11 protein-coding genes are annotated in these 15,905 nt (G+C 71.9%); 3 read left to right on the top strand and 8 right to left on the bottom strand.

From position 1 onward, the window contains the following. Positions 1–5: 5 nt before the first annotated feature. Positions 6–1,226, top strand: a complete 1,221-nt coding sequence (locus ACIBPC_RS13690) for an ROK family transcriptional regulator (RefSeq protein ID WP_398843921.1) — start codon at positions 6–8, stop codon at positions 1,224–1,226. 439 nt (positions 1,227–1,665) lie between these two features. Here ACIBPC_RS13690 and ACIBPC_RS13695 read toward each other — a convergent pair whose 3' ends face one another. The 3 genes from ACIBPC_RS13695 to ACIBPC_RS13705 are packed head-to-tail and all read right to left on the bottom strand — an operon-like array spanning position 1,666 to position 5,347. Beyond that, positions 1,666–3,636: a DUF3732 domain-containing protein gene (locus ACIBPC_RS13695; RefSeq protein WP_398843924.1), complete on the bottom strand. Its 1,971-nt coding sequence runs from the start codon at positions 3,634–3,636 to the stop codon at positions 1,666–1,668. A 4-nt stretch (positions 3,637–3,640) separates the two neighbouring features. Beyond that, the gene (locus tag ACIBPC_RS13700) at positions 3,641–4,126 is read right to left on the bottom strand and encodes a three component ABC system middle component (protein ID WP_398843928.1); all 486 of its coding nucleotides are present in this window, start codon (positions 4,124–4,126) and stop codon (positions 3,641–3,643) included. A gap of 33 nt (positions 4,127–4,159) precedes the next feature. Further along, entirely contained in the window at positions 4,160–5,347 is a 1,188-nt protein-coding gene (locus tag ACIBPC_RS13705; RefSeq protein WP_398843930.1) for an ABC-three component system protein, read from the bottom strand. 341 nt (positions 5,348–5,688) lie between these two features. On the opposite strand from ACIBPC_RS13705, the gene ACIBPC_RS13710 reads away from it, so the two are divergent. After that, the gene (locus tag ACIBPC_RS13710) at positions 5,689–6,237 is read left to right on the top strand and encodes a GNAT family N-acetyltransferase (RefSeq protein WP_398843932.1); all 549 of its coding nucleotides are present in this window, start codon (positions 5,689–5,691) and stop codon (positions 6,235–6,237) included. A gap of 12 nt (positions 6,238–6,249) precedes the next feature. On the opposite strand, the gene ACIBPC_RS13715 is transcribed toward ACIBPC_RS13710, so the two are convergent. After that, positions 6,250–9,054, bottom strand: coding sequence for a family 78 glycoside hydrolase catalytic domain (locus tag ACIBPC_RS13715; protein WP_398843935.1), 2,805 nt, complete (start codon positions 9,052–9,054; stop codon positions 6,250–6,252). Next, positions 9,051–10,337 (bottom strand): MFS transporter, encoded by a 1,287-nt coding sequence (locus ACIBPC_RS13720; RefSeq protein ID WP_398843938.1) that lies wholly within the window; start codon positions 10,335–10,337, stop codon positions 9,051–9,053. The genes ACIBPC_RS13715 and ACIBPC_RS13720 overlap by 4 nt, the downstream gene beginning before the upstream one ends. Positions 10,338–10,503: 166 nt before the next feature. Between ACIBPC_RS13720 and ACIBPC_RS13725 the strand changes: the two genes are divergently transcribed. Further along, positions 10,504–11,544 (top strand): LacI family DNA-binding transcriptional regulator, encoded by a 1,041-nt coding sequence (locus ACIBPC_RS13725; protein ID WP_398843941.1) that lies wholly within the window; start codon positions 10,504–10,506, stop codon positions 11,542–11,544. A 12-nt stretch (positions 11,545–11,556) separates the two neighbouring features. Here the strand turns inward: ACIBPC_RS13725 and ACIBPC_RS13730 are convergent, their stop codons facing one another. From ACIBPC_RS13730 to ACIBPC_RS13740, 3 genes are all read right to left on the bottom strand, one after another. Beyond that, complete coding sequence (locus ACIBPC_RS13730; protein WP_362968592.1) at positions 11,557–12,396, bottom strand: GntR family transcriptional regulator; 840 nt, start codon at positions 12,394–12,396, stop codon at positions 11,557–11,559. A gap of 107 nt (positions 12,397–12,503) precedes the next feature. Next, entirely contained in the window at positions 12,504–13,943 is a 1,440-nt protein-coding gene (locus ACIBPC_RS13735; RefSeq protein WP_398843945.1) for a cellulose binding domain-containing protein, read from the bottom strand. A gap of 44 nt (positions 13,944–13,987) precedes the next feature. Further along, on the bottom strand, positions 13,988–15,553 hold the full coding sequence (locus tag ACIBPC_RS13740; protein ID WP_362963085.1) for a beta-N-acetylhexosaminidase: 1,566 nt from the start codon (positions 15,551–15,553) through the stop codon (positions 13,988–13,990). Positions 15,554–15,905 lie beyond the last annotated feature (352 nt).

The following is a 15,905-nucleotide window of genomic DNA, read 5'->3' on the forward strand; positions in this document are numbered from 1 at the left end:
GCATCATGCTCACACCGTCCGCACCGGATGCGGGACAGGTGCTGCCCGCGCTCGCCTCGCCGGGCCGGGTCCTCGCGCTCGTGGCCCGCGGGGCCGCCGAGACACGCGCCGACATCGCCCGGCTGACCGGCCTCGCGCGTTCGACCGTCTCGCAGCGGGTGGACCTGCTGATCGAGCACGGCTTCCTCGACGAGGCGCCGGACGTGGGGGCGTCGGGGCGGCGGCTGCCGCGGCGGCTGCGGCTGCGGACGCGCGACCAGCTGGTGGTGGGGATCGGACTGGGCGCGACGCACTGCCGTGTGGCGCTGCTCGACGTGGGCGGGCAGGAGGTGGTCAGCCGCGAGGAGCCGCTGCTGATCTCGGACGGGCCCGAGGCCGTCCTGGAGGCGACGGTGCGCACGGCGCGCGCGCTGCTCGCGGAGTCGGGACGGTCCGCCGCGTCGGTACGGGCCGTGGGGGCGGGGGTGCCTGGTCCTGTGGAGTTCGCGACGGGGCGTCCGGTCGATCCCCCGATCATGCCGGGCTGGCATCTCTTCCCGATACCCCAGTACCTGGCGGAGCGGCTCGGCGCGAGCGCGCTCGTGGACAACGACGTGAACGTCATGGCGCTCGCCGAGCGGCACTGGGTGCTGCCCGACGTGCAGCATCTGCTGTTCGTGAAGGTCGGCACGGGCATCGGCAGCGGCGTCCTGGCGGGCGGGCGGCTGCACCGGGGGGCGCAGGGGTCGGCCGGGGACATCGGTCACATCCGGGTGGGCGCGGACGACGCGCCGTGCCGTTGCGGCAACACGGGCTGCCTGGAGGCGTTCGCGGGCGGCGCGGCGCTCGCGCGACGGCTGACGGCGTCGGGCGTGCCGGCCGCGACGGCGGCGGACGTGGCGCGGCTCGTGGCGGCCGGGGACCGTACGGCGGTGCCGATGGTGCGGGAGGCGGGGCGGCGGATCGGGAACGTGCTGTCGAGCCTGATCACGTTCTTCAACCCGGAGGCGATCGTGTTCGGCGGGGCGCTGTCGTCGGCACACGAGCTGCTGGCGGGGGTGCGGGAGGCGGTGTACGAGCGGTCGCATCCGCTGGCCACGCAGTACCTGCGCATCGCGGCGAGCGGGACCCGGGAGAACGCGGTGGCGCGGGGCGCGGGCCTGCTGGCGATCGACCACGCGCTGTCCCCGTGCCAGGTGGACGGACTGCTCGACGCCCACGCCGCGCCCACGGGCGCCGCACCGTAGCGACGGCGGGCGGAGCCGGTCGGCCACGGACGGCACAGGCGTGCCGCACTGCCCACCTCATCCTCCGCCCGGCGGAGCCGCTTTGCGGCGAGCGGGGTTCACTCGGTTCCTTCCGACGTAACCCCACCGGACCGGCTCGCAGCGCACAAGCGTCCCGGCAGGCTCGCATTCATCCCGGCCACCCGACAACGTGGGCCCCGGCCCTGCCCGGACCCACCGCGTACAGACGGCACATGCGCCGTGGCTACGGGCCATCGCGGGACAAGCCCCGGTACACCCGGCTAACAAGCCGATCTCCGGCTGGCCCCGCCGCGTCCTGCGCCGCGCAGCCGGTAGAGGGACGCGAACCACCGTTCCGTCAAGAAGTCGCTCGCCTCCGTCCGTTGTCCGTTTTCCGCAGTGTCTTCCGGGGAGACACGGCCCAGCCGGGCAACAGTCGTTACGACGCCGACGGCCCCAGGGTGGCCTCGTCGATCCATTCCTGAGGAATGAGCTTCTCACCATGGCGCCAGTTGTGGACCACCGAGTCTTGGAACCAGTCTTCGGCGAGATTGGCGTGGTCGCAGATGATCACCTGCAGGTCGGGGGAGAGCTCGTGCACCACGTCGTAGATAAGGCGAAACAGCCGACCCACTGCTTCGCGGTCGGTGTCGCTGCGAGGTTCGCCGGAGCGTTGGTCGACCTCGGAGCGATACCAGGCCTGTGTGGGCTGGTCGAGCATCAGGATCCGCGGTACGGGCCTATTTTGGCGAACGAAATAACGATGCAGCGCAAGGTGGGCGACGAGATGATAGCCGACCCAGTTCTCGCCGCTGCCGATACGGAAGAGCGGGGCCGGACCTTGCTCAGTGTCTGCGACGACGGTAAGGCGGCTCAGATCCAAACGCACGCTGCTGCTACCGTGCTCAAGCTGAAGGCGGTTCGCCCATGTTGTCATGTCTTGGCCGACCGCCACCAGCCGGGAAGTCACCTGCTCACGTTCCTCCGCAGGGTCGAGTTCCGCTTCCAAAGCGCTGACTCGCCCCTGAGCAAACTCCTGCAGCTGGCCCAGTCGCTGGAGCTCCGCATCCGAGGCAGCGGGCAGGGACGTAAGGGTGGCGTGGATGCGCCCACGCATGAAATCGCGCGCCGCGCCTTGGGGCAGTTGCTCCACGGCGGAGGCCGCTGCAGAGAGCTGGCGCAGGGCGGCCTCGACGGTGCGCAACTGCCCGCGAAGGCCATCGGAACGTTCGTCTATAGCCGTCAGCGCGGCGCGACGGGCAGGGCGGGCCGCCTCAATGCCGTTCAGCTGGTCGCTTAGTCGGCGAAGGTGCTGGTCCAGGTCGGCAACCGATGGATCGGGATCTGTCAGGGTACTGCCGCATAGCGCACAGGCCGTAAGCGGGATGCTCCCCTCGGGCGTGAGCCCCAGTAGCTGCAGGCTGCTCAGCCTGGCGGTCTGGGTGCGCACAGCGCCCTCGAAACCGACCTCAGTCGATTCTTGCTGTAGCAGCAGTTCCCGCTCAGCCGCGACAGCTCGTAGCTGGTGACGCAGGGTATCCCGCGCCTGGACCAACTGGTCCGCGCGTGTGGCACTCTGCCTGTCGGTCGCAGGAGCTGGTCTGGACTCCGCGGGGGCGATGGCCGCTTGAAGTTCGGCGACGGCCGCGGCACGTTCCGGCTCCTCGAGAGTTGCCACCATGCCGAGTGCATACGCTTCCTGCCACAGCGTTGACAGGGCGGCTCCGGCAAGCTGGGCAGCCTCCTGGGCTCTGCGGTAGGCGGTCTCGGCTGTCTTCAGATCGCGTCTTGCCGCGACAAGTTGAGCACGTCGCAGAGCCTGGTCACGAGGGACCGCGCCGAGGAAGTATGGGATCGTGCCCTTTAGGGTCTGGGCCATGCCCTGCTCACCCTGCCGGTGGAACAGGAAGTTCGGGTCGTCGATCTCGCTTTGCCGTTGCAGGCAGAGCAACGCGGCGTGACCGAGATGGGCTTCGACGTGGTGACGGGCGGACCCAGGCGGAGGTTCGTGAAGGTTTTCCTCGATGCCGATCCTGCGCCCAAGCTGCTCGCGTACCGCGTTAGAGTCCACGTCGGCTTCCAGTTCAGCAAACTGCAGAGCCTCCAGGTCGGTTCCCAACCGTAGCATGGCGCGCTGCGTCGAATTCCTGCCGGGGAGCGGGGCTGGACGGGCAACGAATGCCCGGCCGTGGCCTAGGTCGAGAAGCGCCGCGTACCAGGCAACGGTCTGAGTGATCGGCCCAATTGGCATCTGAAGGCTGTCACGCCCGAGGCAGTACTCCAGGATGTCCAGCAAGGCACTCTTGCCAGTCTTGGACTCGCCAGTGACGACGTTCAGCGATCCGGGCTCGAACTCCAAAATCCGCCGGTCACCGGTGTTGTTATAGAGGATGATCGCGAGGAGCTGCACTGGATCAGGGTGCCACGCCCAGCAGCGCAAGCACAGTTGCCGGACTATCGGTCTTCGCCAGCCACCGGCCCACAAGATTGCCCTTGCGTAGGATCTCGTTGAGCTGAGGCGGAGGGTGTACTCCGCGCGGCCGCTTGCGCGGGACGGCGTACAAGCGGCCCCCGTCGATAATGAGCACGTCGTAGGCCAGACCGAAGCGAATGCCCGCCCGGACCGGTTCCACGAGGCTAACCGAACGTTGTGGAAGCCCCGCTCGCAACACTGGGTTCCGAGACACCCAGGTGGCTAGGTGCGTCGCTGTGGACGCCGGAAGGGCTTCGCGTGTGCCCCGGTGCAGCACGAGCGGGGCGGCGACGAACGACAGCACCACAGGCACACCCTGCCCGGTCTCCTTGACGTGTCCCTCGGCAGTAGTAGCCAGGAGCGCAGCGATCAATGCCGGATTCAGCATCGCCGCGACGACGGAGGGGCGCTCACTCCATCCGGTCATCCGCGCTTCCCCCTGATCGGCCGCATGCCCAACTCAGGCATGCACTTGCAGTAGTTGCTTGATTCGATCCTCGAATTCAGGATGCCATCCAACCCTGCCAACGTCAGCCAACGCATGGCGGTGGCCGCGGGCGAAGAACGGGTCGTTGTAGCGGGAGCGAACAGTGATTCCTGTCTGCCCAAGCAGAGTGCGTAGCAGACTCCGGCCTGCTGCCTGTCTGGCCTTTTCGTCCACTTTCTCCGCAAGTCCCTCCATCATCCACTCGAACTCGCGTTCCCACTCGTCGACCAACTCGGCTTCGAAGCGTTCAAGTTCCGCGATTCCGATAAGGTCCTCGTCCACCCACTGAGTCGCCTGGGCATAGGCGCGGTAGTAGTCAACGATCGCTTTCTGCAGGTTACGGGGCGGGTAGGCGACCCACTCCATCTGCTGCACAAACGGACGGGTGCGATGCTGCTCACCAACCTCGTCCTCGTTCACGTCCATAAGCTGTACCAGCGTAGGCAGGTTTTCGCTGGTGAACTGATCCCGGATCTCAGCGATCGCAGCCTGGGCCGACCCCACGTCCAAGCTGGTCAGGCGGCCCTGCAGGAGAGCCAGCGCTTGGCCATCCCACCACTTCCATACCATGGCCATGAATAGTTGCTCATGACCGGTGGGTAGCGTCCACTGCAAAGCAGTCCGGGCCACGGCATGTACCTCCTCGGCATGCGGCGAGCCATCGGACACGCGAATGCGGTGCACGAACGTGCGCCGCACCGAAGGGCCGAGCGCAAGGAACCGGCGCCGCGTCTCACGCGTTTCACCCGCCCCCTCCTCGTCCGCGACCGCTTCCAAAATCCTCAGAGCGGACGCCTCGTCCCGGCCCTCAGTCCGCAGAAAGGCCATAGCGCTTCCCGGTGCCGCCACCTGCGTAGTCACCAGGATCAAAGAGGGGCCGCTGGCATCACCGGGCGAAGACTCGTCCATCCACACCCGGATGGTCTTCCACACATCCACCGCCCGATCAGTGAGCCGCCGAGCACTTCCACGGTGGTGTTTGATCTGCAGCAACTCTGAAGGGGTCCCCAGCACGTCCCAGGCGATGTCGTCATACATCTCCAGCGTGAGCGAGGAGTCCGGACGCTCGGGGCCAGAGCGAAGCAGTTCCACCAGCGCCCACCACGTCTGATGCTGGTAACCGACCGCACTGTGAGCGGCGTCGTGCGATCCCTGAGACATGTACCTGAGTGTCCAACAACGCAAAGCACCGGGTCCAGACGACAAACTGGACACTAGCGGAATGTTCGATCGACTCGAAAACGAAGGCGCTCAATGCGCTGCCCGGTTTCAGAGGCTCAGGTCAACCCCGCCGCAGGTATGTAGGTCCAGATCAGCGCGCTGCCCAGCCTTCTGGGCAGGCATCCCTTTCGAAGAACCGACTCCCCGCAGCCGTCCGGCCGATGGCGGGCGCGGGCAGCGGGTCCGGGGCCCGGGGGCGGCGCGGCGTTCACGACTGTCGCACACGTGAACGAGGCCCGGGACGCTGGACGTCCGGGCGGTGGTGGGCGATCATCCGCACGGTGACGGAGACCACAGGCCCCGCGGGCGAGCGGGTGCGTTTCACGGCGCTGACGGCGGAGGCGCTGACGGCGCTGCTCGACGGCGACATCCCGCGCGCGAGCGAGGAGGCGGGCGTCCCGCTGACCGACTGGTTCACGACCCGCGAGGCGCAGTGGGTGTGGCGGTTCAGACTCGGCCAGTTCGCCGCCGACCCGGCCGCCGTCCGGTGGGCCCTGCCGCAGGCGGTGACCGTGGACGGCGGCCCGGCCGTCGGGTACTGCGGGTTCCACGGGCCGCCGGGCGAGGCGCGAACGGTCGAGATCGGCTACTCGGTCGCCCCCGCGTTCCGCCGCCGGGGCTACGCCACGGCGATGGTCGCCGGGCTGCTGCGGCGTGCCGCGGCCGAGCCGTCGGTCACGACCGTGCGCGCGTCCGTCCGCCCCGACAACACCGGCTCCCTCGCCACCCTCGAACGCTTCGGCTTCCTGCCGGTCGGCGAGCAGTGGGACGAGGAGGACGGCCTGGAACTGGTCTTCGAGGTGCCCGCCGCCGGGGGCGGGCACCTCTGACGGCGGCGGGCGTCACTCCCCCGCGAGCACCGCGTCGAGCGCCTCCTGCAACCGGTCCACCCGGTCCCGGCGCGCCCGGGGCAGCACGACCTCGGCCAGCCGCTCCGGCGGCAGGTCGAACCCCCGCGCGGCCAGCGGGAACGTGGCGGCCAGGTCGGGCACCGCGCCCTCCTTCACCAGCACCTCTCCCAGCGCCGTCCACAGCGCGGCGTCGTCCACGGCCTCGCGGATGCTGGCCGGGCGCCGCCCGTCACCGGACGCCCAGGGGACCTCGAACCGGTGCTCGCCGGGACCGACCCGTTCGCCGCCCGTGGCCGCCGCGCCGGGCAGCCGTACGGTCGCGTGCGCGCCGGGCGGCACGGTCACCTCCACCACCAGCCGGTCCCCGGTGACCCGCCAGCCGGCGGCGGCCCGCCCGTACGGCGTGTCGAGCGCGGCCCGCGCCCACGCCAGCCCCGGGCCCGGCACCGGGCATACGTCGATCTCGCGGTAGCCGGGCGCCGCGGGCGCGAGCCCCGCGACGCGCCGGTGCAGCCAGTCGGCGACGGCGCCGAGCGCGTAGTGGTTGAACGACGTCATCTGCCCGGGGTTGACGCTGCCGTCGGGCAGCATGCTGTCCCAGCGTTCCCACATGGTGGTCGCGCCCATGGTGACCGGATACAGCCAGGACGGGCAGGACTCCTCCAGCAGCAGCCGGTACGCGAGGTGCGCGTGGCCCGCCTCGGTGAGCGCGTCGGTGATCAGCGGGGTGCCGACGAAGCCGGTGGCCATGCGGAAGCCGTTGGCCCGTACGAGGTCGGCGAGGCGGTCGCCCGCCGTGGCGCGCTGCCGCGGCGAGGGCAGCAGGTCCCAGACCAGCGCCATGGCGTACGCGGTCGGGGTGTCGCTGAGGAGGCGCCCGGCGGGGGTGGCGAAGGTCTCGGCGAACGCGGTCCTGACGTCGGCGGCGAGGCGCGCGTACCGTGCCGCGTCCTCGTGGTGGCCGAGGAGGCGGGCGGTGTCGGCGAGGATGCGGGCGCTGCGGGCGAAGTGGGCGGTGGCGACGAGGTCCTTGTCGGTCCGCGCGGCGCCCGGCTCGTCCGGCGGGGCGGCCGGGTCGAGCCAGTCGCCGAACTGGAAGCGGCCCGCCCACACGTGGTCCTCGCCCGCGGCGCGGTCCAGGTGGTCCACCCAGCGGCGCATGGCCGGGTACAGCTCGGCGAGCGTGTCGCGGTCGCCGAACCGCTCGTACAGCGTCCACGGCACGACGGTCACCGCGTCGCCCCATGCGGCGGCGGCCGGGAGGATGTTGCGGTGCACGTCGGGCACGGCGAACGGGACGGTGCCGTCCGGGTGCTGCTCGGCGGCGAGGTCGCGCAGCCAGGAGGCCAGGAACGCGTCGCAGTCGGCGAGGAACGCGGCGGTGGGGGCGAAGATCTGGATGTCGCCGGTCCAGCCGAGGCGTTCGTCGCGCTGGGGGCAGTCGGTGGGGATGTCGAGGAAGTTGCCGCGCATGCTGCGGCCCACGTTCTCGTGCAGGGTGCGCACGCCGGGGTGGGAGCAGTCGAACGTGCCGGTGGGGCGCAGGTCGGAGCTGAGGACGACGGCCTCGGCCCGCAGGATGTCCTCGGGGGCGACGCCTTCGACGGTCGCGTAGCGGAAGCCGTGGAAGGTGAGGGGCGAGTCGAGCGTCTCGGTGCCGCCGCCCGCCAGGATGTAGCGGTCGGTGGCGGCGGCGCCGCGCAGGGGGCGGGTGCTCAGCTCGCCGTCCTCCAGCACCTCCGCGTGGCGGACGGTGACCTCGCGGCCCGCCTCGCCGCGTACGTCGAGGCGGACGCGGCCGACGACGTTGGCGCCGAAGTCGTAGAGCAGCGCGCGCGCCGGGGTGCGGGTGGGGGGCGCCGCCGGGTGGTGCGCGACGGGGCGCACGGGGGGCGTGTCGGCGGGGAAGAGGCGGCCGGGCGGGATGTCGAGGACGTCCACGGGCCCGGGGCCGCCGCGCGGGCGGCGCAGGTCGGTGGTCTGGCCGTCGTACAGGTCGTCGGCGAGGACGCCGGTGTCGTGCGCGTGCCAGGTGCCGTCGGTGGCGATGACGTGCGTGCTGCCGTCCGCGCACTCGACCTCCAGCTGGGCGAGGAGGGCGAGGCGGTCGCCGTAGACGGCGCGTTCGCCCGCGCCGCCGAGCTTGCCCCGGTACCAGCCGTTGCCGAGGAGCGCGGTCAGCTCGTTCGTGCCGGGCCTGAGGGCGGCGGTGACGTCGTGGGAGCGGAAGCGGAGGCGGTGGCGGTAGGAGGTCCAGCCGGGGGCCAGTTCCTCGTCGGTGACGCGGTGGCCGTTGAGCCGGGCGATGTGGATGCCGAGCGAGGTGAGGTGGAGGCGGGCGCGGGTGGCCTCGGCGGGCAGTTCGAACGAGCGGCCGATCAGCGGGGCGGGACCGTGCGGGGCGCCGAGGGTGCGCGGGGAGACGAAGCGCGCCCGCCAGTCGCCGGCGTGCAGCAGCGTCGTCTCGAACGGGGCCGGGTCGCTCCACGGGGTCCAGCGGCCGTCCGCCTGGACGGCGACCTCGACGGTGCCGCGGGCGCGGGACGGCAGGAGCGCGAACGGCCAGGGGGCGCGTACCTGTTCCGGTGACGCGGTGGTGCGGGTCTCGGTGCGGCCGTCGGCGTGGGTGAGCCGCAGGCGGTGGGCGGTGGGCGCGCCGCCGGGGAGGGGCGGGAGCTGCCAGGAGAGGCGGGGCGCCGCGCGGCCGAGGACGGCGGGGGCGCTGCCGGGGGCGGCGGCGTCGTCCGCGAACCGGATGGCGGACGGGGCGGCGTACGCGGAGGTCGCCGCGGTCACGGCGCGACCGCCTCGGCGGCGGCGGGCAGCGTCGCCGCGTCGTCCTCGCGCTGCTTCCGCGCGCGGGCCAGGGGCACGATCCACAGCCAGGCGACCAGGCCCGAGATCAGCACGCCGACGAGGAGGATGGCGATCAGCGCGTCGTGGCTGACGTCGAGGATGCGCGGCGTGACCAGGGCGAATCCGGCGGAGACGAGGCGGGTGAAGGCCATGACGACGCCCTGCGCCGTGCCGCGCAGCAGGGTCGGGAAGAACTCCTGCGCCCAGACCTTGAACATGATCTCGCCCGCGAAGGCGCTGCCGATGGTGACGCAGAGCTTGAGGATCACCAGCGTCGTGAGGTTGAGGCCGAAGACCAGGGTGACGGCGGCGCCGCCCGCCATGAGGACGATGCCTGCCGTGAAGATCGACATGCGGGCGGGGCCCTCGACGTTGCGCATGTAGAACAGGACCGCGCAGATGCCGACCGGGTAGGCCAGCATGCCGACGAGCGTGGCCGTGGAGACGGCGGCGCCCGCGACCTCGGTGAACAGGTAGGTCTGGAACTGGCCGAAGGTGTTCGCCGCGAGATTGCCGATGGCGTAGAAGAGCCCGAGGGCGATCACGGCGGCGGCCATGGGGCCGGCGAGCAGGTGCCGTACGGAGTCGCCGCGCTCGGCGGCCGCCGGGACGTGCCGCTGCTCGGCGTGGGCCGCGCGCCACTCCTCGGACTCGCCGAGGCGGCTGCGCAGGACGAGCACGACCAGCGAGACGACCAGGACGTGGCTGTACAGGATGCGGGCGCCGAGGACCTCCATGTCGGAGACCAGGTAGCCGATCAGGTAGGCGGCGAACCCGCCGACCGACCAGAGGGCCTGGGACGCGGCGACCATCCGGGAGCGGCGGCCCTCGGGCGCCTCCTCGGCGACGAGCGCCAGGGACGTCGGGATGTCGGCGCCCATCGCGAGGCCGGTGACGGCCACGCCTATGCAGAGCATCCAGGAGTTCACCGCGAAGGCGAGCAGGGCAAGACCGGCGGCGAAGACGACGAGGTCGTAGGTGAAGACGCGGCGGCGGCCGAGCAGGTCCCCGAGGCGCCCGCCGAGGAGCGCGCCGATGCCGAGTCCGAGGGTCAGCATCGCGGAGAGGAAGCCGATGGTCCAGGAGCTGAGGCCGAGGTGGTCCTTGTAGAGCACGAGGGCGGTGCCCGTGCTGATGATGGTGGCCGCGTCCATGTAGGAGGCCATGCCGCCGAGGACGGCTGTCCGCCAGGCGCGCTTGCTGCCCGTAGCACTGATCGACATTGATCCCTCTTTGCGCTGTTCCGACGACTCTAGACAGATCTGTTTGTTTTGCGGCGTGCTGTCTCACCGCCGCATCATGTTCGTAGATCGATCTACAAAGCGCAAGGGTCCTGCCGTACCGATCCCGGCGCGGGAGGGAGCGGCGACGCTCGGTTAGGTTGGGGGCATGGACCGCTCACCGCTCCGCCGACCGACCATCTCGGACGTCGCCGAGGCGGCGGGGGTGTCACGGGCGGCCGTCTCGAAGGTGCTGCGCGACGCGTACGGCGTCAGCCCCGCGATGCGGGAGCGTGTCGGGGCGGCGATCGACGAGCTGGGGTACCGGCCGCGCGAGAGCGCCCGCGCCATGCGCACCTCGACGCACACGGTCGGCGTCGCCCTGCCGATGCTGCGCGGCCAGTTCTTCGCGGACGTCCTCGACGGGATCTACGACGCGCTCGACGCCACCCCGTACCGGATGCTCGTCGCGCCCTTCGACCACGAGACGGAGGAGCGCAACCCCGGCATGGAGGCCCTGTGGGACCGGTCGGTGGACGCCATGATCGTCGTCTCGCCGACCGTCGCCGCGTCCTGGCTTGAGGAATTCGCGCGGCGGGTGCCCACCGTCGTGGTCGCCCGGCACGACGCGGCCGTGGCGTACGACAGCGTCGTGGACGACGACCGGACGGGCGCCGCGCTGATGGTCGAGCACCTCGCCGGTCTCGGGCACCGGCGGATCACGCACGTGTCGCACGTGATCACCGAACCGCCGCGCAGCCTGGCGCAGAGCCCGCACAGCGTGCGCGAGGACGGGTACCGGGAGGCGATGCGGCGGCTCGGCCTGGCCGAGCACATCCACGTGGTCCACACCCGTGGCAGCGAGCAGGGCACCTGCGACGCGACGGCCCGGCTGCTCGACGAGGGGCACGCGCCGACCGCCCTGTTCGTAGGCTCGGACCAGGGTGCGTTCGGCTCGCTGCGGGCCCTGGCGGAGCGCGGTCTGGGCGTCCCGGCGGACGTGTCGGTGGCCGGATACGACGACACCCAGTTCGCCTCGCACCCCCGTTTCTCCCTTACCACCATCGCGCAGCACGGCGCCGAGATGGGCCGCAACGCGGCGCTGCTCGCGCTGGAGCGCGTCGAGGGCCGCGACGCGGCACGCCGCTGGGTGTCGCACCCGCGCCTGGTCGTCCGCGACTCCACCGGCGCGCCGCCCGCCGGGAGTTGACGGCGTGACGCGCTAGTCGGCGGGGTGGATGTCGCCTGTCGTGGTGGACAGGATGGGGCGGCCCGTTGCCGGGCCCGCGGGGGGCATGCCGGGGTGGTGGCCGCCTTGCGGGGCGGTGGCGGGCGCCGCGGTGCCCAGGGTGAGGCGGGACATGATGCGGTACCGGTCGCCCCGGTAGAGGGAGTGGCAGTACTCGACGACGCGGTGCTCGTCGTCCGTCGTGATCCGTTCGAAGAGCAGCGCCGGGGAGAACGGCGGGACGTCGAGGAGGTCCGCCTCCTCCTCGCTGACGACGGTGGGCTCGATCGACTGGACGGCCTCGCGGACCCGGATGCCGTGCCGTTCGCGCAGGTGGTCGTAGAGGTCGCCGGTGGTCAGCTCCTCCTCGCCGAGTCCCGGCACCAGGTCGGCGGGCAGGTGGAGGTACTCGACGGCCATCGGGACCGACTCGACCAGGCGCAGCCTGGCGCAGTGGACGATCCGCCCGGCCGGGGACATCCGCAGCTTGCGGCCGACGCGGGCGCCCGCCGCCTGGACGCCGTGCGCGAGGACCCGGCTGCTCCAGGCGCCTGAGGCGGGCGGGACGGTGAACGCGTCGGCGCGGGAGACGAGTTCCTGTGTGATCTTGCCGGGGGCGATGAACATGCCGCGGCCGTGCTCCCGTACGAGCTGGCCGGTCGCGACCAGTTCGTCCACGGCGGCGCGCAGGGTGGGGCGTGACACGTCGAGCCGCGCGCACAGGGAGCGTTCGGAGGGGATGGCGTCGCCCGGCCGCCGCTCCTCGATGAGTTCGAGCAGATGGTCGCGTACGCGGTCCCGTTTGAGCGCTGCGCCCTGCGGCCCCCTGGGCATCCCGGCCTCCCCGCGTCCCCGTGTCGGCGATGGTCGTTGACCAGCATATGACCAGTTGGGTCCGGCCGGTGCGCGCCGGACGCGCGCACCGGCCGGGCGGAGGGGGGTCAGGAGGCGGGGACGGTGTCCTGGAAGGCGACGCCGTCGGCGCGGTAGTCGGCGACGAGGGCGTTGACCTGCTGCGGTGTCAGCACGGTGTCGGCGGCGTGGAAGACGTAGTCCACCTGCTGGTCGTACGCGCGGGGGGTGGTGCTGGTCTGGCCCGCAAGGTCGATGAACCACTGGTTGAAGTTGATCGACATGGCGCGCTCCGGCAGGTACGGCTCGCCGTGGACGCCGAAGAGGCGGCCGTCGACGTAGTAGCGGATGCTCTGGCCGTCGATGGTGATGACGAGGTCGTGCCAGCCGGCGAAGCTGGTGCGCTCCTCGCTGTGGGCGTTGACCGCCTCCCAGGGGTCGGGCCGGTAGGTCTCCCAGGAGGTGGCGTACAGGATGTTCGACGGCTCGCCCCAGCCGCCGTTGGGGAGGTACTCGAAGTCGTACTCGGCGTAGTCCGGGTGCATCGGCGCCTGGAGGTCGTTGATGGTGAAGAACGTCTGCACCAGGCGGTCGCCGTCGGGGCCAGAGCGGGGGGCGTCGGAGAAGCGGACGCGGGCGGCGTAGGTGCCGTTGCGGAACTTGACCGACGAGGTGTACAGCTCGGACTGCTCGGTGCCGGCGGCGGTGCCGTTGGTGCCGGACTCCAGGTTGAGCACGGTGGAGCCGCCCGAGGTCGGGAACGTGATGTTGTCCGCCGCCCAGGTGGCGCCGGGCACGCCGGGGCCGCCGGAGTTGGAGCGGACGACCCAGCCGCGCTGCGCGAGGCGGGGGTCGGTGTGGCCGGTGTAGCTGAAGTCGTCGAACAGCGCGCGGGACGGGGGTTCGCCCGGCTCGCCCGGCTCCTCGGGCTCGCCCGGGTCGTTGCCCTCGGGCGCGGTGCCCCAGACGAGGCCGCCGTCGAACTGCACGGTGACGCGCTGCCAGGGGGCGTACGAGGTCTGCGCGCCGTTGAACGAGTAGTCGTCGGACTGGGTGAGGCGCTGCCAGTCGGTGCGGTGGTAGCGCAGCTGGAGGTCGCCGGTGTCGGCGCCGGGGGCGAGGGTGCCCGCGCCGCCGGTGAAGCCGACCTCCAGGTAGCGGTCGGCGGTGGCGGTCGGGGCGTTCAGCAGGCCGAACGTGCCGGTGACGTTGGCGCAGCCGCGTACGGCCCAGGAGCAGCTGAACCGGTAGCCGGTGCCCGCCGATTCGGCCGTGAAGTAGTAGCGGATGGTGAGCTGGCTGAGCTGTACGGGCGTGGTGCCGGTGTTGACCAGTCGGAACCAGGGTTCGGCCTGGTCGGCGGTGCCCGAGGAGCTGCTGGTGCGGTACTGGGCGACCACCTGGGGGCCGTCCGCCGCGGTGGTGGCCGGTGCGGCGGTGGCGGTGACGCCCGCGCCCGCGGCCAGGCCGAGGACGGCGGCGAGGACGGCCAGGCGGCGTAAGGGGCGTGCCGTACGTCTGCGACGCATCGTTTCTCCTTCTCCGGTGGGGTGGTGCGACAAGGGGGTGCGGGTCAGAGGCGGGCGGCGGCGTTCTCCAGGCCCGTGGGACTCGGTGGCGTGCGGTGGCGCACGCCGAGGGCGTCGAGCCGGTCGCCGTGCCGGACGAGCCGGGCGGCGAACGACCTGGGGCCCTCGCCGCCCGCGTCGCCGGGTGCGCGCCAGGCGACGTCGGCGAGGGCGGCGAGGCGGGGGAACGCCTGGTACTCGACGTGGGCGGGCGTGGGCATCAGCTCGCTCCACAGCTGCGCCTGCGTGCCGAGGACGGACGCCGCGTCCGCGCCGTACTCGGCGGCGGGTGCCGGGTCCCAGCCGGTGATGTCGTCGAGCGTCACGGGCCCGGGCTGGCCGAGGCGTTCGGCGGGGTCGTCCGACCTGGCGTAGTCCAGGTACGTGTGGCGGAACGGTGTCGTCACGACGCGGTGGCCGCGCGCGACGGCGGCACGCGCGTGCGCCGTGGTGCGCCACGGCATGGTGAGCACGTCAGGCGGGAGCGCGTCGGCCTCGCCCTCGTCCCAGGTGACGGGGGTGCGGCCGTGCTCCTGGAGGAAGGACGCGATGCGCCGCAGGAACCAGCCGCGCAGCGCGGGTGTGCCGGGCAGCCCCTCGTCGTGGACACGCTGCCGCGCCCTGGGGTCGCTCTGCCATTCCCCGGCGGGGCACTCGTCGCCGCCGATGTGGACGTAGGGGGACGGGAAGACGTCCATCACCTCCGTCAGGACGGCGCGGCAGAAGTCGAGGACCTCGTCGTGGACGCCGAGCACCGTGTCGCACACGCCCCAGTCGGTCCAGACGGGGAGTTCGCGTCCTGGGACGGTGCCGAGGTGGGGGTAGGCGGCGATGGCGGCGCGGGCGTGGCCCGGCATCTCGACCTCGGGGACGACGGTGATGCCGCGGGAGGCGGCGTGGGCGACGAGGCCGGTCAGTTCGGCGCGGGTGTAGGAGCCGCCGTGGGGGGTGTCGTCCCACTGGCCGCTGGTGCGCCGGCCCAGGCGGGAGCGGGTGCGCCAGGCGCCGGTGCCGGTCAGGGCGGGGTAGGCGGGGACGGGCATGCGCCAGCCCTGGTCGTCGGTCAGGTGCAGGTGGAGGACGTTGAGTTTGTGGAGCGCGAGCAGGTCCACGAAGCGGTGGACGAAGTCGATGGGCATGAAGTGGCGTGCGACGTCGAGCATGGCGCCGCGCCATGCGAAGCGGGGCCGGTCGGTGATCTCGACGCAGGGCAGTTCCCAGGGGATGCCGCGTACGGGGGTGGCGGACAGGGCGGGGGGCGGCAGGAGTTGGGCCAGGGTGTGGACGCCGTGGCGCAGGCCGGCAGGGGTGGCGGCCCGGAGGATGACGGCCTGCGGGCTGACGGTCAGGCCGTAGCCCTCGGGGCCCAGGCCGCCGAGTGCGTGGTCGAGGGTGAGCGTGACGCGTCCGTCGGCGCGGGCGGGCAGGGGCAGTCCCGTGCCGGGGGTGATGGCGGCGCGCAGCAGGTCGGCGGCGTCCTCGGTGCCGGGGGTGACGCGCAGGGCGGTGTCCTGGTCGAGGACGAAGTGGCCGGATCGCTCCAGGAGATGGCTGGGCAGCGGGACGAGCACAGGGGCCTCCGGTCCTGGGGGTGCCCGGACCGGCGGCCGGGCATGCGGGGGATCGCTGTCCGCGACAACCGATCCAATTGGTAAGCCAAGGGCCGGTATTGGTAAGAAAGTGGCAGCAGTCGGAGGGCGCCGTCAAGAGGTCTGTTCGGGCCAGCCCGGATGATCAACGACAGCGGCGCGGCCGTCAGTTGGCGCCGCCGCCCGGACGCGGCACAGGAAACACGGGGGCCGTCGATTCGTTACCTGCGGGCGGTGGTCGGCCCCTTGACGGGTTCAAAAGGTCTATGCCACCTTCAACTCTCATCACCGCGCAGCAGGCCAATTGGTCACGTCAGCCGTCTCCCGCCCCGTA

The sequence above is a fragment of the Streptomyces sp. NPDC049879 genome (assembly GCF_044461265.1).
Lineage (GTDB): Bacteria > Actinomycetota > Actinomycetes > Streptomycetales > Streptomycetaceae > Streptomyces.